16 protein-coding genes are annotated in these 19,252 nt (G+C 67.0%); 15 read left to right on the top strand and 1 reads right to left on the bottom strand.

Going from position 1 to position 19,252, the window contains the following annotated elements; all coding sequences use genetic code 11:
* The first annotated feature begins 147 nt into the window (after positions 1-147).
* From ACZK5G_RS18055 to ACZK5G_RS17985, 15 genes are all read left to right on the top strand, one after another.
* The gene (locus ACZK5G_RS18055) at positions 148-1,206 is read left to right on the top strand and encodes a pilus assembly protein PilM (protein WP_010484061.1); all 1,059 of its coding nucleotides are present in this window, start codon (positions 148-150) and stop codon (positions 1,204-1,206) included.
* Positions 1,206-2,102 (top strand): PilN domain-containing protein, encoded by an 897-nt coding sequence (locus tag ACZK5G_RS18050; protein ID WP_049422632.1) that lies wholly within the window; start codon positions 1,206-1,208, stop codon positions 2,100-2,102. The genes ACZK5G_RS18055 and ACZK5G_RS18050 overlap by 1 nt, the downstream gene beginning before the upstream one ends.
* On the top strand, positions 2,099-2,755 hold the full coding sequence (locus tag ACZK5G_RS18045; RefSeq protein ID WP_049400744.1) for a type IV pilus inner membrane component PilO: 657 nt from the start codon (positions 2,099-2,101) through the stop codon (positions 2,753-2,755). Before ACZK5G_RS18050 ends, ACZK5G_RS18045 begins: the two co-directional genes overlap by 4 nt.
* A gap of 26 nt (positions 2,756-2,781) precedes the next feature.
* Positions 2,782-3,288 carry a pilus assembly protein PilP gene (locus tag ACZK5G_RS18040; RefSeq protein ID WP_010484064.1) on the top strand — a complete coding sequence of 169 codons (507 nt, stop codon included), beginning with the start codon at positions 2,782-2,784 and terminating at the stop codon, positions 3,286-3,288.
* Positions 3,289-3,309: 21 nt separating this feature from the next.
* Positions 3,310-5,277, top strand: coding sequence for a type IV pilus secretin PilQ (locus ACZK5G_RS18035; RefSeq protein ID WP_317217859.1), 1,968 nt, complete (start codon positions 3,310-3,312; stop codon positions 5,275-5,277).
* A 196-nt stretch (positions 5,278-5,473) separates the two neighbouring features.
* Positions 5,474-6,499: an AAA family ATPase gene (locus ACZK5G_RS18030; RefSeq protein WP_032127852.1), complete on the top strand. Its 1,026-nt coding sequence runs from the start codon at positions 5,474-5,476 to the stop codon at positions 6,497-6,499.
* Between the two features lie 8 nt (positions 6,500-6,507).
* On the top strand, positions 6,508-7,437 hold the full coding sequence (locus tag ACZK5G_RS18025) for a DUF58 domain-containing protein (protein WP_478464289.1): 930 nt from the start codon (positions 6,508-6,510) through the stop codon (positions 7,435-7,437).
* Positions 7,434-7,883 carry a DUF4381 family protein gene (locus ACZK5G_RS18020; protein ID WP_478464287.1) on the top strand — a complete coding sequence of 150 codons (450 nt, stop codon included), beginning with the start codon at positions 7,434-7,436 and terminating at the stop codon, positions 7,881-7,883. Before ACZK5G_RS18025 ends, ACZK5G_RS18020 begins: the two co-directional genes overlap by 4 nt.
* Positions 7,880-8,884, top strand: a complete 1,005-nt coding sequence (locus ACZK5G_RS18015) for a vWA domain-containing protein (protein WP_049400749.1) — start codon at positions 7,880-7,882, stop codon at positions 8,882-8,884. The genes ACZK5G_RS18020 and ACZK5G_RS18015 overlap by 4 nt, the downstream gene beginning before the upstream one ends.
* Positions 8,881-10,725 (top strand): tetratricopeptide repeat protein, encoded by a 1,845-nt coding sequence (locus ACZK5G_RS18010; RefSeq protein ID WP_478464286.1) that lies wholly within the window; start codon positions 8,881-8,883, stop codon positions 10,723-10,725. The genes ACZK5G_RS18015 and ACZK5G_RS18010 overlap by 4 nt, the downstream gene beginning before the upstream one ends.
* Positions 10,722-12,437, top strand: coding sequence for a BatD family protein (locus ACZK5G_RS18005; protein ID WP_478464285.1), 1,716 nt, complete (start codon positions 10,722-10,724; stop codon positions 12,435-12,437). Before ACZK5G_RS18010 ends, ACZK5G_RS18005 begins: the two co-directional genes overlap by 4 nt.
* Before the next feature lie 57 nt (positions 12,438-12,494).
* Positions 12,495-13,814 carry a dicarboxylate/amino acid:cation symporter gene (locus ACZK5G_RS18000; RefSeq protein ID WP_049400752.1) on the top strand — a complete coding sequence of 440 codons (1,320 nt, stop codon included), beginning with the start codon at positions 12,495-12,497 and terminating at the stop codon, positions 13,812-13,814.
* Positions 13,815-14,287: 473 nt separating this feature from the next.
* The gene (tkt, locus tag ACZK5G_RS17995) at positions 14,288-16,285 is read left to right on the top strand and encodes a transketolase (RefSeq protein ID WP_049461813.1); all 1,998 of its coding nucleotides are present in this window, start codon (positions 14,288-14,290) and stop codon (positions 16,283-16,285) included.
* A gap of 306 nt (positions 16,286-16,591) precedes the next feature.
* Positions 16,592-16,870 (top strand): type II toxin-antitoxin system RelE/ParE family toxin, encoded by a 279-nt coding sequence (locus ACZK5G_RS17990; RefSeq protein ID WP_049422655.1) that lies wholly within the window; start codon positions 16,592-16,594, stop codon positions 16,868-16,870.
* Positions 16,871-16,881: 11 nt separating this feature from the next.
* Positions 16,882-17,187: a HigA family addiction module antitoxin gene (locus ACZK5G_RS17985; RefSeq protein ID WP_478464284.1), complete on the top strand. Its 306-nt coding sequence runs from the start codon at positions 16,882-16,884 to the stop codon at positions 17,185-17,187.
* 87 nt (positions 17,188-17,274) lie between these two features.
* On the opposite strand, the gene ACZK5G_RS17980 is transcribed toward ACZK5G_RS17985, so the two are convergent.
* Complete coding sequence (locus tag ACZK5G_RS17980; RefSeq protein ID WP_478464283.1) at positions 17,275-19,227, bottom strand: acetyl-CoA hydrolase/transferase C-terminal domain-containing protein; 1,953 nt, start codon at positions 19,225-19,227, stop codon at positions 17,275-17,277.
* Positions 19,228-19,252: the final 25 nt, after the last annotated feature.

Raw genomic sequence — 19,252 nt, 5'->3', positions numbered from 1 at the left:
ACCGGGGAGCGCAAGGGGAACAGTCAGGGGCTGCATGGTGAATCCGTGAGGGACTTCACAGCAGGGCCGTTGCCATTTGCTAAGAATACGTTATTAATGCTCGGGCGCAGGTCTTGCGTCCAAGTGCCCGTCGGCAGGGGAGAAACCGTGGGGCTCATCCCAAAAAGTCAGTCGCCGCTTGTAGGCGTCGACATCAGTTCGACTGCGGTAAAGCTTTTGCAGCTGTCCCGCAGTGGCAATCGTTTTCGTGTGGAACATTACGCTGTGGAACCTCTTCCGCCGAATGCGGTGGTGGAGAAGAACATCGTGGAAGTGGAGGCCGTGGGTGAGGCCATCCGCCGTGCGATGAACCGCTCGGGGAGCAAGGCCAAGCTGGCCGCTGCCGCCGTCGCCGGTTCGGCGGTGATCACCAAGGTGATCCCGATGCCGGCCGAGCTCGACGAGAACGACATGGAAGCCCAGATCGAGCTGGAAGCGGTCAACTACATTCCGTACCCGATCGAGGAAGTGAACCTGGACTTCGAGGTGATCGGGGCGATCCCGAACAACCCGGAGATGGTCCAGGTGCTGCTGGCCGCGTCGCGTTCGGAGAACGTGGAACTGCGCCAGTCGGCGCTGGAGCTGGGTGGCCTGCAGGCCAAGGTGATGGACGTGGAGGCCTTCGCGGTCGAGAACGCCTATGCCCTGGTTGCCAGCGAGCTGCCGGTATCCATCGAGGGTGTGGTCGCGCTGGTCGACATCGGCGCCACCATGACCACCCTCAATGTCCTGCGCGGCGGCCGCAGCCTGTACAGCCGCGAACAGGTGTTCGGTGGCAAGCAGCTGACCGACGAGATCATGCGCCGCTACGGCCTGAGCTACGAGGAAGCCGGACTGGCCAAGCGCCAGGGCGGGCTGCCGGAAAGCTACGAGATGGAAGTGCTGGAGCCGTTCAAGGAAGCCACGGTCCAGCAGATCAGCCGCCTGCTGCAGTTCTTCTACGCAGGCAGCGAGTTCAACCGCGTTGATCACATCGTGCTGGCCGGCGGCTGCGCCGTGCTGGGCGGTCTGCCGGAAATGGTCGAGGAACAGCTGGGCGTGCCGACCGTGGTCGCCAACCCGCTGGCGCAGATGACCCTGGGGCCGAAGGTGAACGCGCATGCGCTGGCCCAGGATGCCCCCGCGCTGATGATCGCAACCGGTCTGGCGCTGAGGAGCTTCGACTGATGGCACGCATCAATCTATTGCCCTGGCGCGCCGAGCGGCGCAAGCAACGCCAGCGCGAGTTCTACGCAATGCTGGGCATGGCCGCGATCGGTGGCCTGCTGCTGTCGCTGGTGATCTGGTTCTACTACGACCGCCAGGTGAGCGGCCAGATGGACCGCAACGCCTATCTGGAAGCCGAGATCGAGAAGGTCAAGGAACAGAACAAGGAGATCGACCGCCTCGACGCGCAGAAGGAACGCCTGCTGGCCCGCAAGAAGGTGATCGAGGAACTGCAGGCCAAGCGCTCGCAGATGGTGCACCTGTTCGATGCGCTGGTGCGCACGATTCCCGATGGCCTGGTGCTGACCGCGCTGAAGCAGGAAGGCGACGTGCTGACCCTGGAAGGCCGCACCCAGTCCAATGCCCGTGTTTCGGCGTACATGCGCAATCTGGAGACCTCCGGTTGGATGACCAACCCGGAACTGTCGATCATCGAAGCGCGTGATCCCGAGAAGGACAAGGACGGCAAGGTGGGCCCGCTGGCCGACATCAAGGCGCTGCCCTATGTGTTCGTGGTCAAGGTGAAGCTGCCGGCACAGAGTGAGGAAGTGGCCGGTACGCCAGGCCTCAACGCCGATGGTTCGGTGGCAACGCCGGCTCCGCCCGCAGTGGCACCGCTTGCAGCCGGCCCGGATGCAGCGGCACCTGCTGCACCGGCCGCAGGCCAGCCTGCTGCTGCACCGGCTGCACCCGCACCCGCCGCCGCGCCGGTCAACGCACCTGCTGCCACCCCGGCCCCGGCTACGCCGAACCAGCCGGCAGCCCCGGCTGCAAAGCCTGCGCCGAAGCCCGAGGGCAGCCGCCTGGCGCAGCCGCCGCAGGCCTTCAACGCCCCGCTGCAGGGGGATCGCGCATGAGCCAGAAAATCGATCTGAAGAACCTGGATTTCAACGACATCGGCAATTGGCCGCAGAAGGCCAAGATCGTCTTCTGCTCGCTGTTGGCGCTGGTGATCATGTTCGTGGCGTGGATGCTGCTGATCAGTGGCAAGCGCGAGGAACTGGCCGGCCTGGAATCGAAGGAAGTCGAGCTGCGTTCGGAGTTCACCAAGCAGCAGGAGCGTGCGGTGAACCTGGCGCCGCTGAAGCAGCAGCTGGCACAGATGGAACAGGTGCTGCAGCAGATGCTGCGGCAGCTGCCCAGCAAGACCGAAATGCCGGACCTGATCATCGACATCTCGCAGACCGCGCTGTCCAGCGGCCTGACCAACGAGCTGTTCGAGCCGGAACAGGAGCAGGTCAAGGAGTTCTACGCCGAGAAGCCGATCAAGCTGCGCATGGTGGGCAGTTACCACCAGTTCGGTGCCTTCGTCAGTGGCGTGGCGTCGCTGCCGCGCGTGGTCATCCTGACCATGCACGACATCAACCTCAAGCCCAAGGACAAGACCAGCGGCAACGCCCGCAGTGGTGCGCTGGAGCTGTCCGGCACGGTCAAGACCTACCGCTATCTGGATGAGACCGAGGTGCAGGCACAGCAGGCGGCTGACGCCGGCAAGGAGGAGAAGAAGTGATCCGTTCCCTCTTTGCGCGTTGTGGGATGGCTGCCGTCGTGCTGATGCTGGCCGCGTGCGGCCGCGATGTGACCAGCACGCCGGGTGATGCGCCGAATCTTGAAAAGTGGGTGGAAGGCGAGCGTGCGCGACCGGCACAGCCGCTGGAGCCGCTGCCGGTGATGCAGCAGTTCGAAACCTTCGAATACTCCGCACAGGGTCTGCGCGACCCGTTCACCGATGCCTGGACCAATCCGCAGCAGGGGAATGGCGGATTGCGTCCGGATCCGAACCGGCGCAAGGAGCCGCTGGAAGGCTTCCCGCTGGACGCACTGGACATGGTCGGCACCATCGGCACCGGCGCCGCCACCGTGGCGCTGGTGATGGGGCCGGACAAGGTGACCTACCGGGTACGCCCGGGCGGCTACCTGGGGCAGAGCGACGGGCGGGTCACGGCGGTCTTCGAAGACCACGTGGAGCTGATCGAACTGGTGCCGGATGGCGCGGGTGGCTGGCTGGAACGGCCGGCAACGCTCTCGCTTGAAGATCAATGATCGTTTACTGGGGATAGCACGATGACCTTTCACCAAGCCAAGGGGCTGCGTCCCATCCGGCGCTTTACCTTGAACCGTGTCAGCGCGTTGGGAGTCGCGCTGATGCTGGCCTGCGCTCCGGCGCTGGCCGCCGCACCCGCGGAAAAGCCGGTGGGCGCCACCGTGGCACCGGCGGCAGCGCCGGCCGGCCTGTCGGTGGCCAAGATCGATTTCAAGCGCGGCGATGATGGCGCCGGGCGCCTGATCGTCCAGTTCGACGGCCAGGGCGCGGTTCCGGACCTGCGTACGCAGGGCAACAGCGTGGTGGTCGATGTCGGTAACGCCCGACTGCCGGCCAACCTGCAGAAGCCGATGAACGTCATCGACTTCGCCACGCCGGTGCAGCGCATCGACGCCAAGCCGTCCGGTGCCGGTACCCAGCTGGTGCTGAGCACCGGTGGCGCGGTGGAGTCGCTGGCCTACCAGAGTGGCAACGAGTACGTGGTGGAGATCAGCCCGCGGCAGGCGCCGGCCGCCGTCGGTGCCGTCACCGCCGGCAGCGTCACCCAGGCTGCCAAGGCTGTTGGTCAGCGCGGTTTCACCGGCAAGCCGGTGACCTTCAACTTCCAGGACGTGCCGGTGCGCACCGTGCTGCAGTTGATCGCCGAGGAATCCAATCTCAACGTGGTGGCCTCCGATTCGGTACAGGGCAATGTGACCCTGCGCCTGGTCAACGTGCCGTGGGACCAGGCGCTGGACATCGTGCTGCGTGCCAAGGGCCTGGACAAGCGTCGCGATGGCAGCGTGATCTGGGTCGCTCCGCAGGCTGAGCTGGCCAAGTTCGAGCAGGAGAAGGAAGACGCGCGCATCGCCATCGAGAACCGCGAAGACCTGGTCACCGATTACGTCCAGATCAACTACCACAGCGCCACGCAGATCTTCAAAGCGCTGACCGAGGCCAAGGGCATCGGTGGCGGCAGTGGTGGCGGCAATGGCGGTGGTGGCGGCTCGTCGCAGGAGGAGAGTGGCTTCCTGTCCGGGCGTGGCCGCATCGTCGCCGACGAGCGCACCAACACGCTGATGATCAGCGACATTCCGAAGAAGATCGCGCGCATGCGCGAGCTGATCAGCGTGATCGACCGCCCGGTCGACCAGGTGCTGATCGAAAGCCGCATCGTCATCGCGACCGACACCTTCGCCCGCGAGCTGGGTGCGAAGTTCGGCATCAGCGGCAGCCGCGACAACGTGTACTTCAGCGGCAACCTGGAATCCAATCGCCTGACCCGCGAATCCCAGGTCAAGGCGGCGCAGGACAATGCCAAGGCCGAGCGTGACTGGATTGCTGGCGGCCGTGTCGGTCCGCCGCCGGTACCGACGGGTTCGGCCATTACCCGTGGCCTGAACTGGAGTTTGCCGGTAGCCGCGACCAGCAATCCGGGTTCTCTGGCCTTGTCGATCCTCAACGCCGGCTATCTGCTGGACGTGGAGTTGTCGGCCATGCAGGAAGAGTCGCGAGGCGAAGTGATCTCCAACCCGCGAGTGGTCACCACCAACCAGCGTGAGGCAACGATCAAGCAGGGCAAGGAAATCGGCTACGTCACCATCAGTGGTGGCGGTGCCAGTGGTGTTGCAACGCCGAACGTGCAGTTCAAGGAAGTGGTTCTGGAGCTGAAGGTCACACCGACCATCACCAACGACAACCGCGTCTTCCTCAACATGCAGGTGAAGAAGGACGAAGTGGACCAGCTCATACAGCTGGACGGCTACGGCACGGTGCCGTCGATCAACCGGCGCGAGGTCACTACCGCGGTGCTGGTCGAGGATGGGCAGACCGTGGTCATCGGTGGTGTGTACGAGTTCACCGACCGCAGCAGCATCAGCAAGGTGCCATTCCTGGGCGACGTGCCGTTCCTGGGCAACCTGTTCAAGAAGCGCGGCCGCAACAAGGACAAGGCCGAGCTGCTGGTGTTCGTGACCCCGAAGGTGCTGCGCGTGGCCAAGCAGAACTGAGCCCGCGCCTCCGCGAAACGCAGAAGGGCCGCCCTGCGCGGCCCTTCTGCGTTTCCGCCCGTAGATCCACGCCGCCCATGTCCAGTAGATCCACGCCATGCGTGGATGGGCCGTTCAGCCGTTCTTGATGCCATTCGCAGGGCACCCTGCGATGATGTCGGGAACCCGTGCCGTCCTGCGCCGGTCAAAGGCCCCCATGAACCTGCCACCGCCGATGCCCGAAACCGTCTCGCCGCCGTCCGCGCCGGCCACCTCCCGCCTGCATGCCGCTTTCAGCCAGCTGCGCGACGCATTGTCGGCCGAGATCGTCGGCCAGGCCGCGCTGGTCGAACGCCTGCTGATCGCGCTGCTGGCCGATGGTCACCTGCTGGTGGAAGGCGCTCCGGGCCTGGCCAAGACCACGGCGATCCGCGCGCTGGCCTCGCGCCTGGAGGCCGACTTCGCCCGCGTGCAGTTCACCCCGGACCTGTTGCCGGCCGACCTGACCGGCACCGAGATCTGGCGCCCGCAGGAAGGCCGCTTCGAATTCGTACCCGGCCCGATCTTCCATCCGATCCTGCTGGCCGATGAAATCAACCGCGCTCCAGCCAAGGTGCAGTCGGCACTGCTGGAAGCGATGGGCGAGCGCCAGGTCACCGTGGGCCGCCACACCTATGCGCTGCCGCCGCTGTTCCTGGTGATGGCCACGCAGAACCCGATCGAGCAGGAAGGCACCTTCCCGCTGCCGGAAGCGCAGTTGGACCGTTTCCTGATGCATGTGCGCATCGGCTACCCGGACCAGGCCGCCGAATCGGAGATCCTGCGCCTGGCCCGCGAGCGCGCCCGTGGTGCGTTGGGCGAAGCCGCACAAGCGCCGGAAAAGCTGCCGATGCAGGATGTGTTCGATGCCCGCCGCGAAGTGCTGGACCTGCACATGGCGCCGGCGCTGGAACGCTACCTGATCGAGCTGGTGCTGGCCTCGCGTGATCCGTCGCGCTATGACGCTGGCCTTGGCCGCCGCATTGCCTGGGGCGCCAGCCCGCGCGGTTCCATCGCGCTGGAACGCTGTGCACGCGCGCGCGCCTGGCTGGCCGGCCGCGACTTCGTCACCCCCGATGACGTGCGTGCGGTTGCCGCCGACGTGCTGCGCCATCGCGTGCTGCCCAGCTATGAAGCCACCGCTGAAGGCTGGGATGGCGAACGCCTGGTGCAGGAGCTGCTGGCCCGGGTGCCGGCACCCTGAGCCTGCGCATGACCGATCCATCCCTGCACCACGCCTCCTCCGTCAGTGACGGTGACGGGCTGCGCCCGCAACTGTCCGAACTGGTGGCGCTGCGCCGCCTTGCACAGCGACCGCCGCCGCCACGCCGTGGCCGTGCCGGCAACGCCGGGCAGGCGCCGTCGCCGCTGCGCGGGCGTGGCATGGAATATGCCGAGTCACGCGAGTACGTGGCCGGTGATGATGCACGGCATATCGACTGGCGGGTGACCGCGCGGACCGGACGTGCCCATACCAAGCTGTTCCAGGCCGAACGCGAGCGGGTCAGCCTGATCGTGGCCGATACCTCGCCGGCCCTGTACTTCGGCACCCGCGTGCGCTTCAAATCGGTGCAGGCTGCACGCGCGGGCGCCGTCGCCGCGTGGTCGGCGCAGCGTCGTGGCGATCGCATCGGCGCCCTGCGTGGCAGCGACCGTGAACCACCGATTGCACCGGCAGGCGGCCCGCGCGGCGTATTGCGCGTGCTGGACGCGCTCACCCGCTGGTATGCGCAGCCCCCGGCCGATGACCTTGGCCTGGAACGTGCGCTGGACCATGCCGGTCGCGTCCTGCGCCCGGGTGCACGTGTGCTGGTGCTGGCCGATCCGCAGCGGGCCATCCGTATTCCGCCGGCGCGCTGGAGTGCGCTGGCCCAGCACCACGACCTCAGCCTGGTGCTGCTGGTGGATCCATTGGAACTGCAGCCTCCGTCAGCCGCGCTGCAGTTCCAGACCCTGCAGCAGCGCATCGGCCTCGACCTGCGCCGCAGCGAGGTCCAGGCCCATTGGCAGGCCCATTTCGTTGAACCGCTGCAGGACCTGCGGCGCCAGCTGGGAGCGCGCCGCGTCGATGTGCAGGTGCTGTCCACCGACGCGCCCAGTGATGCCTGGCTGGCGCCATCCCCGACCGAGGTGCCGGCATGAGCGCGAACCTGCCGCTGCGCGATGTGCAGGTGCCCCCCGCTCCATCATGGTGGCCGCCGGCACCGGGCTATCTGATGATCGGCGGCGTGGTGCTGCTGTTGCTGGTGGTGGCGGCCTTCTTCTGGTGGCAACGTCGCCGTCGCCGCCAACGCTGGTTGCAGCTGTTCGATCAGGAGCTGGCATCTACCGCCGATGCTGCTGCGGAACTGGCAGCCATCGCCGGACTGCTGCGTCGCGCCGCACGCCAGGCGCAGCCCGGCAGTGAATCCCTGCGCGATGACGCCTGGTGGCAGCGCGTGGACCCGAAAGGCACGCTGCCCGCGGCACGTCGCAGTCTGCTGGCGGAAGGCGCCTATCGCCCATGGGTGGACGCCAACGATGTGGCGGCGCTGCGCAGCTGGGCGCGCGAACGCTATCTGGCCATGCTGCTGGAGCGGCGCCGATGAATCTGCTGGCAAGTTACTGGCCATGGCCGGACCTGCAGCTGGCGTGGCCGTTGGCCCTGCTGGCGCTGCCGTTGCCGTTGCTGATGCGCTGGTGGAAGCGTCGTGCCGATCCCGGCGCTGCGCTGCGGGTGCCCTATGCGGCGACGGAACTGGAAGCGCTGTCCGGTGGCGGCCGCGTTGACGTGTCGTGGCTGCGCACGCTGCTGTTGTGGCTGGGTTGGTGCGCGCTGTGCGTCGCACTGGCTCGCCCGCAACAGCTGGGTGAAGCGATCACGCCGCCGCAGGAGGGCCGGCAGATGATGCTGGCGATGGACGTGTCCGGCAGCATGGGCGAGGGCGACATGGTGCTGGGCGGGCAGGCGGTGGATCGCCTGACCGCGGCCAAGGCCGTGCTGGCCGATTTCCTTGACCGTCGTGCCGGTGATCGCATCGGCCTGCTGATCTTCGGCGACCGCGCCTACACGCTGACGCCGCTTACGGCCGATCTGGCCAGCGTGCGCGACCAGCTGCGCGACAGCGTGGTCGGCCTGGCCGGGCGCGAGACCGCCATCGGTGATGCCATCGGCCTGGCGGTGAAGCGCCTGCGCAGTCAGCCTGAAGGCCAGCGCGTGCTGATTCTGCTGACCGACGGCGTCAGCAATGCCGGCGTGCTGGAACCGCTGCGTGCCGCCGAAGTCGCGCGTGCCGAGGGCGTGCGTATCCACACCGTCGCCTTTGGCGGTGATGGCAGCATGCGCCTGTTCGGTATTCCCATTTCCGCCGACCAGGATCCGGTCGACGAGGCTACCTTGAAGAAGATCGCGAGCATGACCGGCGGCCAGTTCTTCCGCGCCCGCGACACTGCACAGCTGGCCGGCATCTACGCCGAACTGGACCGGCTCGAGCCGATCGCCGCGAAGGGGCCAAGCCTGCGACCGCGCGAGGAACGCTATGCATGGGCGCTGGGCCTGGCCTTGCTGCTGGGCGCATTGGCCTGGCTGTGGCCGGAGCGTCGCCGATGATCGCGCTTGCTTCGAATCTTCCCGACTGGAACGCGCTGCACTTCCTGCGTCCGGAATGGCTGTGGGCGTTGCTGGCGCTGCCGTTGATCATCGCTGTGGCGTTGTATCGGCAGCGGCGCAGCGACGTGTGGCGAACAGCGGTGGATGCCCACCTGTTGCCGCATCTGCTGGCTGCGGGCACGCGCCACCGTGCACGCCTGCCCTGGGCCGTGCTGCTGGGCTGGACCCTGGCAGCGCTGGCCATGGCCGGGCCGAGTTGGCGGCAGCAGGCACAACCGATGTTCCAGCCCAGCGCACCGCTGCTGGTCGTGCTGGATCTGTCCAGCCGGATCAATGCCACCGATCTGCCGCCGTCGCGCCTGCTGCAGGCTCGGGCGAAAGTGGGCGAGCTGCTGCGTGCCCGCCAGGGTGGCCAGGTGGGCCTGGTGGTCTATGCCGAGGATGCCTACACCGTGGCACCGCTGACCGATGACGGCAGCAACGTCGCGCTGTATCTGGACGCGCTGTCGCCGGATGTGATGCCGCGCGACGGACAACGCGCCGACCGTGGCATCGACTGGGCGACGCGGTTGATGCGCCAGATCGGGGCATTGCGGGGGCAGATCCTGCTGGTCAGCGATCAGGCGGATGATGAAGCGGCACTGGCCGCAGCGCAGGCGCGCAGCCTCGGCATGCAGGTGTCGGTACTGGGGCTGGGCACATCTGCCGGTGCGGCGTACCGGGATGGCACTGGGCAGATCCGCCAGGCCGCGCTGGATGAAGGCAGCCTGCGTGCGGTGGCGACCGCAGGCGGAGGCCGCTATGCCCGCATCGCCACGGATGACAGTGATCTGCGTGCGCTGGGCGTACTTGATGCACGCGAAGGTACTGCGGCGCAGCGGCCCGGCGAGGGCAAGCAATGGCGTGATGAAGGGTTCTGGCTGCTGCCACCGGTGATGCTGCTGGCGCTGCTCGCTTTCCGTCGCCGCGCGCTGCTGGCGGCGGTGCTGGCGGTGGGCCTGTTGCCATGGATGAGTGATGTGCAGGCGCAGGCGCAGGCGCCTGCGGTGCCGGCCGCACCGCCGGCGCAGGGCACGCTGTGGAAGCGCGCCGACCAGGTGCAGCACCAGCGTCTGGCCGAAGGTGCGCAGGCTTACCGCAACGGTGATTTCGCCAGTGCCCGCAAGCAGTTCGAGGGCATCGACAGCGATGCGGGCTGGTACAACCTGGCCAATACGCTGGCCCGCCAGGGCAACTACGACGAAGCCATTGCCGCCTACGACCGCGCGCTGGCACTGCATCCCGGCATGGCCGATGCGGTCGCCAACCGTGCCGTGGTCGATGCCGCGCGCAAGCGCAAGCCGTCGGGTGGCAAAGGCCAGGATCAGCAGAAGCCACCGCAGAACGGGCAGCAGAAGCAGCAGAACGATTCACAGGGCCAGCAGAATCCGCAGGGCCAGCAGCCGCAGCAGGGCCAGCAGAATCCCGGTCAGGGACAGCCGCAGTCGGGTCAGCAGGGCCAGCCCAATCCCGGTGACGACAAGAACCAGTCGAGCCCGCAGCCCGGCGAGCGCGGCCGCGATGGACAGCAGGCGCCGCCACAGGTGGAGGATGCCAAGGCGCAGGCCCAGGCTGATGAGCAGCAGCGCCAGCGCATGCAGCAGGCCATGCAGCAGGCACGTGAGGGCAAAGGGGATCAGGATGGCAAGCCCGTGCCAGGCAGCGACGGCACCACCCCACGCCAACGCGAGGAGCAGCAGGCGGTGGAGGCGTGGATGCGGCGCGTGCCGGATGATCCGGGCGCATTGCTGCGGGCCAAGTTCCAGCTGGAAAACGAACGCAGGAAGAGGGAAGGGCGATGACGCGGGCGATCAACATGCACGGGCACTGGCCCCGACAGGTACTGGCGGCGCTGCTGCTGTGGCTGCCGCTGCTGGCCTGGGCGCAGCCGCGTGCGTGGCTGGACCGCGACCGCATCGCGATGGGTGACACGGTCACGCTCAATGTCGAGAGCGACCAGGGCGCCCCTGACTTCACACCGTTGCGCACCGACTTCGACCTCAGCGGGCAGACCAGCAGCCGCCAGGTAGCGTGGAGCAATGGCAGCATGCAGCAGCGCAATCTGTATGGCGTGGCACTCACGCCACGGCGTAGCGGTGCACTGGTGGTGCCGGGCCTGCAGGTGGGCAGCGTACGTACCGCACCGTTGACCCTGCAGGTGGATGCCGCTGCCGTGGCAGGTCCCGACAGCAATGCGGTGGCGTTCATCGAAACCGCTGTCGATGACGAGACACCGTATGTGCAGCAGAGCGTAGGCGTGGTGGTGCGGTTGTATTTCGCTTCGCAGCTGGCCTCCGGCGAACTGGTGCTGGATACACCGGCCGGCGCGTCGTTGCAGCGGGTGGGCGATGACCGCACCGATGTGCGACAGGTCAACGGCCGCCGCTACAACGTGGTCGAGCGGCGCTTCCTGCTGATCCCCGAGCGCAGCGGTGCACTTCGGCTGGCCGGTGCGCGCTTCAGCGGGCGCAGTGCCGGTGGCTTCTTCGACGATTTCTTCGGCGGCGGCGACGGGCGCATGAATGCCACTGGCGCGGACCGCACGTTGCAGGTGCAGGCGCAACCGGCACAGGCGCCGCAGCCATGGCTGCCGCTGCAGGGCCTGCAGCTGCGCTACACCAGTGCACCGACCAGCGCCCGTACCGGCGAGGCGGCCAACGTGGTGGTGGAGGCGATTGCCGAAGGCGCTACCCGCGCGCAGTTCACCGATCTGCCGGTGCCCGACGTCGGTAACGCCGCGCAGGTGTTCGCCGAACCTGCGCAGTACGAAGAGACCTTCAATGGCAGTACGCCGCGGCTGAAGATCACCCGCCGCTATTCGATCGTGCCGCGCCAGCCGGGTTCGCTGGTGGTGCCGGGGCCGCGCCTGCCGTGGTGGGACGTGCGCAATGGCAAGGCACAGGAAGCGAAGCTGCCGGACCTGACGCTGGCCGTGGTGGCCGGTAACGGGGCTGGCATTGCGTCACCTGCACCGCTGCCGCCGATCGACACCGATGCGGCGCTGCCGGATGGCGATGGCCAGGACAGCCGTATCGCGGCGACCGATCCGCGCGCCAGTGGTTTGTCCGAGCGGCCATGGCCGTGGATGGGCGCCGCCATCGGCCTGGCGTTGCTGTGGCTGTTGACGCTGTTGTGGGGCTGGCAGCGAGGCCGTCGCCCGCGCGTGGCGGCACCCGTGGCGGCCAAGGGCGCTGTGCCGGCTGTGGCGACTGGACGTGCCGGCGTGGCCGAACTGCGCCGCGCGCTGGATGGTGAAGGGTTTGATCAGGTGGAAGCGCAGCTGTGTGCGATGGCCGGTGTCGAACGTATCGAGCAGGTCATCGACCGCCTGGCTGACCCCGGACAGCGACGGGTGCTGCAGGAGCTGCAGCAGGCCCGATGGGGCGGGCAGGGTGATCTTGCGCCGCTGCGCACGCGCCTGCGCGAGGTCTTCCGTGACGGACCGCACTGGTCGGCGGCAGCAAAGACCGCTGACACTGGCCTGGCGCCGCTGTATCCGCCGCGGCGAACCTGAACCGGCGCCGCTTGCGCGCTTTGTTAGAGTGCATTCATTTTTCGAGGAAACCCGCGCATGACAGCAGCTGCTGCCGACAAGAAGAAGTTGCCCCTGCATTGGAAGATGGGCATCGGCTTTGCGATCGGCCTGATCCTGGGACTGATCGTGCACGCCCTGGGCGGCAGCGTCGATGGTCTGCAGGCCGGTGCCAAGTGGGTAATGGACTACATCACCACCCCGGCTTCGGGCCTGTTCCTCAACCTGATCTTCATGCTGATCGTGCCGCTGATCTTCTCGGCGCTGATCATGGGTGTGTCGGAGATGGGCGACATCCGCGCCCTAGGCCGCATCGGCTGGAAGACCCTGGCCTATACCGTGCTGCTGTCCGGCATTGCCGTGGGCATCGGGCTGGTGCTGGTGAACCTGCTCAAGCCGGGTGTGGGCGTCGACCCGCAGGTCGCTGCGATGATGCTGTCGGAGAACGCCGAGCGCAGCAAGGAGATTGTCGCGGGCATCCACGGCACGCCGAAGGGCATGGACATGCTGCTGTCGATCGTGCCGAGCAACGTGCTGCAGGCCGCGTCTGACAACGGCGCGATCCTGTCGCTGATGTTCTTCGCGCTGATGTTCGGCATCGGCATGGTGCTGACCGACAACGAGAAGGTCGCGCCGCTGCGCCGCGCCATCGAAGGCGTGTTCGAAATTTCGATGACCCTGATCAACCTGGTCATCCGCCTGGCCCCGTATGCGGTGGCCTGCTTCATGTTCAACCTGGCCGCGCTGTTCGGCTTCGAGCTGATCGTCCGCCTCGGTGCCTACGTGGGCGTGGTGGTGCTGGCACTCGGCCTGCACATGGTGGTGAGCTACGGTACGGCCGTATGGCTGTCCGGTCGTTCGCCGCTGTCGTTCTTCCGCGATACCCAGGAAGCGACGGTGATGGCGTTCTCCACCGCCTCCAGCAACGCCACCCTGCCGACCGCGCTGCGCGTGGCCGACCAGATGGGCCTGCCGCAGCGCGTGTCGCGCTTCGTGCTGACCGTGGGCGCCACCGCCAACCAGAACGGCACCGCGCTGTTCGAGGGCGTGACGGTGATCTTCCTGGCCCAGTTCTTCGGCGTGGACCTGAGCATCGGCCAGCAGATCATGGTGATGGCGGTCTGCATCCTCGGTGGCATCGGCACGGCCGGCGTGCCGTCAGGCTCGCTGCCGGTGGTGGCGATGATCTGCGCGATGGTGGGCGTGAACCCGCTGGGCATCGGCCTGATCCTGGGCGTGAACCACTTCCTGGACATGTGCCGTACCGCGCTGAACGTGACCGGCGACCTGGCCCTGACCACCCTGGTGGCCAAGGGCGAATCGCACGATGGCCCGGCGCTGGGCCCGCAGCAGGACTGAGTCCGGATTCCCGTCCCCGGACTCCGGGGACGGTAGTGCCGGCCGCTGGCCGGGTACGCGTCATCGCATGCGCGCTGCCGCTCCCACGTTTCGCGATGCGAATCGCGGGCCCCCCTTACCGGCCTCCACACCCCGGCGCCTATGGCGCAGCCCCCGAACTCCGGGGGCGGGTAGTGCCGGCCGCTGGCCGGGTACGCGTCATCGCATGCGCGCTGCCGCTCCCACGTTTCGCGATGCGAATCGTGGGCCCCCCTTACCGGCTTCCACACCCCCGCGCCTATGGCGCAGCCCCCGGACTCCGGGGGCGGTAGTGCCGGCCGCTGGCCGGCAACTTCATGATCTTCATTGAATTCTGCGCAACTGCCGGCCAGCGGCCGGCACGACCGGGCAAGGTGAACCGACCCCCCGCCCGGCGACTATGGGACAATAGGCCGCCCGCACGTCCGCGGCCGCCTCCCGATTCCGACAGAACCATGACGCAGCCTACCCGTCGCCAGTTGGCCAACGCCATCCGCTTCCTTGCCGCCGATGCGGTTGAAACCGCAAAGTCCGGCCACCCCGGCATGCCCATGGGCATGGCCGACATCGCCGAAGTCCTCTGGAACGACTATCTCCGCCATAACCCGAGCAATCCGCACTGGTTCAACCGCGACCGTTTCGTGCTGTCCAACGGCCACGGTTCGATGCTGCAGTACGCGCTGCTGCACCTGAGCGGTTACGACCTGCCGATCGAGCAGCTGAAGCTGTTCCGCCAGCTGGGCAGCCACACCGCCGGCCACCCGGAACGCCACGAGACCCCGGGCGTGGAAACCACCACCGGCCCGCTGGGCCAGGGTTTCGCCAATGCCGTGGGCTTCGCCCTGGCCGAGAAGCTGCTGGCACAGCGCTTCAACCGCCCGGAACTGGAAGTGGTCGACCACCGCACCTGGGTGTTCATGGGCGATGGCTGCCTGATGGAAGGCGTGTCGCATGAAGCCGCTTCGCTGGCCGGTACCTGGGGCCTGCACAAGCTGGTCTGCTTCTGGGACAACAACCACATCTCCATCGACGGCAACGTCGAGGGCTGGTTCACCGACAATACCCCGGAGCGTTTCGAGGCCTATGGCTGGAACGTCGTGCGCGATGTCGATGGCCACGACCCGGAAAGCATCAAGGCCGGCATCGAGGCCGCGCTGTCGCAGAGCGACAAGCCGACCCTGATCTGCTGCCGCACCACCATTGGTTTCGGTTCGCCGAACAAGGCGGGCAAGGAATCCAGCCACGGCGCACCGCTGGGCAAGGACGAGCTGGAAGCCACCCGCAAGCAGCTGGGCTGGGAATACGGTCCGTTCGAGATCCCGCAGGCGATCTACGACGGCTGGCGCGCCAATGGCGCCGGCACCCTGCGCCAGGCCGAGTGGGAACAGCTGTTCGACAAGTACGCCAGCCAGTACCCGGCTGAAGCGTCCGAGCTGACCCGCCGTTCGCACGGCGAGCTGCCGGCCGACTTCGTTGCCAAGGCCGATGCCTACATCGCCCAGGTGGCCGCTGAAGGCCCGACGATCGCTTCGCGCAAGGCCTCGCAGCTGGCCATCGAAGCCTACGCCCCGCTGCTGCCGGAAATCGTCGGTGGCTCGGCCGACCTGGCGCACTCCAACCTGACCCTGTGGAAGGGCAGCAAGTCGGTCGCCAGCGACGACGCCAACGCCAACTACGTGTACTACGGCGTGCGCGAGTTCGGCATGACCGCCATTGCCAACGGCCTGGCCCTGCACGGCGGCTTCATTCCGTTCGACGCCACCTTCCTGGTGTTCAGCGATTACGCCCGCAACGGCGTGCGCATGAGCGCGCTGATTCCGGCGCACGCCATCCACGTCTACACCCACGACTCGATCGGCCTGGGCGAAGACGGCCCGACCCACCAGCCGGTGGAGCACCTGGCCTCGCTGCGTTACATCCCGAACAACGACGTGTGGCGTCCGTGCGATGCGGTCGAGTCGGCGGTGAGCTGGAAGGCTGCGATCACCCGTCAGGATGGTCCGAGCTGCCTGGTGTTCAGCCGCCAGAACCTGCCGCACCAGCCGCGCGACGCCGAGCAGATCGCCCAGATCGAGCGCGGTGGCTACGTGCTGGCCGATGCCGCCGGTACCCCGGACGTGATCCTGATCGCCACCGGTTCGGAAGTTTCGCTGGCGACCGAAGCCAAGGCCCAGCTGGACGCGGCCGGCCTCAAGACCCGCGTGGTCTCGATGCCGTCCACCGACGTGTTCCTGCGCCAGGATGCGGCCTACCGTGAATCGGTGCTGCCGAACGCTGTGCGCAAGCGCGTTGCGGTGGAAGCCGGCGTCACCGGTTTCTGGCGCCAGTTCGTCGGCCTGGACGGTGCGGTGATCGGTATCGACACCTTCGGTGCCTCGGCCCCCGCCGACCAGCTGTACAAGCACTTCGGCATCACCACCGCCCACGTGGTGGAAGCGGCCAAGGCGCTGTAAGCAGCCTCGCGAAGCAGGAAGGGAAAGGCCGGCGCATGCCGGCCTTTTCTTTGCTCGAGAGAAAAGGGGACGGAGGGGATTAAGTCGTTTGTGCACAAACGACTTAATCCCCTCCGTCCCTTTTTTCGTCCGGCATGTTGCGCCCTGCGGCACCAGTGTCGCGTTGGCCTCTTCATCTAGCCTGCATTCCTTGCGAAAAGGAGGGCCTGCCGAGGTACCCCCGGAAGTAGTCATGGACAAGAAGAGCGGCGCAGAAACCCATGGTGGATTTGCGGGGTGTAAGGTGATGCCTTACACTGGCGCCGCATGATCGTCAGCTTCAGGCACAAGGGCCTGAAGGCGCTCTATGAGCGGGGCGACATGTCCGGAGTCCGTGCCGATCATGTGGCTCGGTTGCGGCGTTTGCTTCTGCAGCTGGATCAAGCCCGGCTGCCTGGAGACATGGGGCTGCCCGGAAATCGCCTGCACCCCCTGCGCGGGAGCTATAGCGGCTACTGGGCTGTAAGTGTCTCGGCGAGTTGGCGATTGGTGTTCCGCTTTCGTGGGCTGGACGTCGAACTGGTCGATTACCTTGATTACCACTAGGAGTCTGCTCGATGCCGTTGCATGATCCACCGCATCCCGGAGAGTCGCTGCGCGAAGACATCCTGCCGGCGATAAGCATGTCGATCAGTGCGCTGGCGCAGCATCTTGGCTATTCGCGCGGACAGCTGTCGACCATCATCAACGGGCACGCTGGCATCTCCGCGGAACTTGCATTCCGCCTTGAGCTTGCAGGTCTGGGCAATGCCCGCATGTGGCTGGCGATGCAGGCGGCATACGACCTGTGGCAGGTCGAGCATCGAACGCATCCACCGATTGCCCGTCTGTATCTTGAGGATGCAGTGAGGATAGAGCGGTAGATCTACGCCATGCGTGGATGAGAAAAAGGGGACGGAGGGGATTAAGTCGTTTGTGCACAGACGACTTAATCCCCTCCGTCCCCTTTTTCAGGCGGTGCGTGCCAGTGCGAGGCGCAGCAGTCTCGCGTCCAGGCGCTCGCCGAAATCCTTCGGTGCCTGCAGGCCCATGCGCTGCAGGTACACCGCATCGCCGTCGCCAGCCGGTTGCCGCAGCGCTGCCCAGACGGTACGCAGTTTGTCGCCGCGGGTCTGCGTGTTGGCCTTCAGCCAGCCCAGCGCTTTCACCAGCACCTGCTCGATCTCGTTGAAATCGCTGCCCAGTGGATAGTCGGGCAGGCTGCCATCGGCGCGGAACGGTGCCAGTGCCGCGGACAGTGCCTGCGGCGTGTTGCGCTGCTGGCGCTCCGGATCCGGTTGCGTGGCCGCCAGCAGCTTGCGCGCGGCGTGCGCCTGCTGCAGCAGACCTTCCTGGAACGGTGCCTCGGTGATCGCGGTCATGGCCTGCACGCAGTCCGCGTCGGTCAACCCGCGCAGATCGGCAATGCCGTACTCGTTCAGATAGATATCGCGCAGGTGTCGTGGAATGGTGGTGTGACCGTAGTTCCAGCGCACGTTCGAGGCACGCTGACCCTTCTCATCGCGCGCGGCGCGGAACATCAGCACGCTGCGCGCTTCCGGCAGTGCATGTGCCATCGCCACGAAGTTGTACTGACCACCCACGCCGGACACCACACGTCCATCATCCAGCGCATCCGACACCGCTGCGCCCAGCGCGGTGGCCATCATGCAGGAGTTGAAGAAGCGCGCGTGGCGGCGCTGCAGGCGTTCCAGTGTCTCGTTGCCACCGTACAGCTGGTTGATCTCGCTGATGCGGCGCATGCCGATCGCACGGCATTCGTCTTCCGGCAGCGTGCGCAACCACTCGTAGAACTCCGGCGAGCCCAGGTAGAAGGCGCCATGCAGATACTCGCCCTCGGCAGCCAGGGTGGCGTGGTCGATGGACAGGGTGCTGCCGTTCTCGATGCGCTGCATCAGCGCCAGATCGTCGTGCACCTTGCGCTTGATCACGCCGGTCTGCACCAGCCGGCGGAAGCCCTCGTTGAGCATTTCGCTGCAGCCGTACAGGCCCACTTCGAACGGGTCGACGCCGCCGATCTCCTGCACCAGCGGGTGGCTGGCCAGCTGCGGATCCAGCGCATGCAGCACGCGCCGGTAGCGCGCGTTGTCGGTGTGGCGCAGCACCAGCGCATGGCTGAGCGCGTCGGCCAGCGTGCCGATGCCGATCTGCAGGGTGCCGCCGTCGCGCACCAGCGTGCTGGCATACAGGCCGATCGCGTAGTCGGCATCGCCGACCGGCTGCCGCGGCAGCCCGAACAACGCCGGGTACGGTGGTGGCGGGGTGATCACCAGATCGAAGAACGACACATCGACCGTGGCCGAGCCACCCAGGTAGGGCAGCTGCGGATCGATCTCGGCGATCAGCAGCGGGCGAGGCAGCCCGCGAGCGGTCATCGCATCCAGCGTGTCCTGGGTGATGTCGTTGTTGCACGACAGCGAGAGCCGGCGGTCGTTCGGCCGCATCGCCACCTTCTGCACGATCACCTGCGGCGCGCGCTGCGCCACCGCATCGGCGGCGTGGGTGTAGTTCAGGCTGGTATAGCTGGACTGCGCCTGCCGCGAGCCGAGCAGGGCGCCGGACTGCATGTAGAACTCTTCCACCTGCACATGTGCCGGCAACGTGTCGCGCGCGATCGCATCGGCATAGGCCAGGCGCGGGAAATCGTCGCCGAAATGGCGCTGCGCGAACGGCGCCATGAAGCGCGCTTCCAGGCCGTTGCCGCGCGCCTTCGGCGGGTTCAGCGACAGCGCGGTATACAGCTGCAGCGGCCGCGACGGATCGTGCTCGACGCGTGCGTAAAGGGCATTGAGCAGCCGATGCGGCTTGCCCAGTGCCAGCGGTGCCCCGATCCGCAGCGGCCCGTCCACGCGCGCAAACAACCAGTCGACGGCGGCGTCCAGGTCGGTGAGGTGTTCGGTCATGCGCGGCGGTCCTGCGTGTGGGGGA

It is taken from the genome of Stenotrophomonas sp. 62841_Sma (assembly GCF_056482945.1).
The sequence above is the reverse complement of the archived record's forward strand: the minus strand, read 5'-3'. Positions and strand labels throughout refer to the sequence as shown.

Bases quoted from the DNA above. Each gene is read 5' to 3' on its own strand.
- ACZK5G_RS18050 (WP_049422632.1), top strand. From the start codon at position 1,206: ATGGCACGCATCAATCTATTGCCCTGGCGCGCCGAGCGGCGCAAGCAA.
- ACZK5G_RS18045 (WP_049400744.1), top strand. From the start codon at position 2,099: ATGAGCCAGAAAATCGATCTGAAGAACCTGGATTTCAACGACATCGGC.
- ACZK5G_RS18040 (WP_010484064.1), top strand. From the start codon at position 2,782: ATGGCTGCCGTCGTGCTGATGCTGGCCGCGTGCGGCCGCGATGTGACC.
- ACZK5G_RS18035 (WP_317217859.1), top strand. From the start codon at position 3,310: ATGACCTTTCACCAAGCCAAGGGGCTGCGTCCCATCCGGCGCTTTACC.
- ACZK5G_RS18030 (WP_032127852.1), top strand. From the start codon at position 5,474: ATGAACCTGCCACCGCCGATGCCCGAAACCGTCTCGCCGCCGTCCGCG.
- ACZK5G_RS18025 (WP_478464289.1), top strand. From the start codon at position 6,508: ATGACCGATCCATCCCTGCACCACGCCTCCTCCGTCAGTGACGGTGAC.
- ACZK5G_RS18020 (WP_478464287.1), top strand. From the start codon at position 7,434: ATGAGCGCGAACCTGCCGCTGCGCGATGTGCAGGTGCCCCCCGCTCCA.
- ACZK5G_RS18015 (WP_049400749.1), top strand. From the start codon at position 7,880: ATGAATCTGCTGGCAAGTTACTGGCCATGGCCGGACCTGCAGCTGGCG.
- ACZK5G_RS18010 (WP_478464286.1), top strand. From the start codon at position 8,881: ATGATCGCGCTTGCTTCGAATCTTCCCGACTGGAACGCGCTGCACTTC.
- ACZK5G_RS18005 (WP_478464285.1), top strand. From the start codon at position 10,722: ATGACGCGGGCGATCAACATGCACGGGCACTGGCCCCGACAGGTACTG.
- ACZK5G_RS18000 (WP_049400752.1), top strand. From the start codon at position 12,495: ATGACAGCAGCTGCTGCCGACAAGAAGAAGTTGCCCCTGCATTGGAAG.
- tkt (WP_049461813.1), top strand. From the start codon at position 14,288: ATGACGCAGCCTACCCGTCGCCAGTTGGCCAACGCCATCCGCTTCCTT.
- ACZK5G_RS17990 (WP_049422655.1), top strand. From the start codon at position 16,592: ATGATCGTCAGCTTCAGGCACAAGGGCCTGAAGGCGCTCTATGAGCGG.
- ACZK5G_RS17985 (WP_478464284.1), top strand. From the start codon at position 16,882: ATGCCGTTGCATGATCCACCGCATCCCGGAGAGTCGCTGCGCGAAGAC.
- ACZK5G_RS17980 (WP_478464283.1), bottom strand. From the start codon at position 19,227: ATGACCGAACACCTCACCGACCTGGACGCCGCCGTCGACTGGTTGTTT.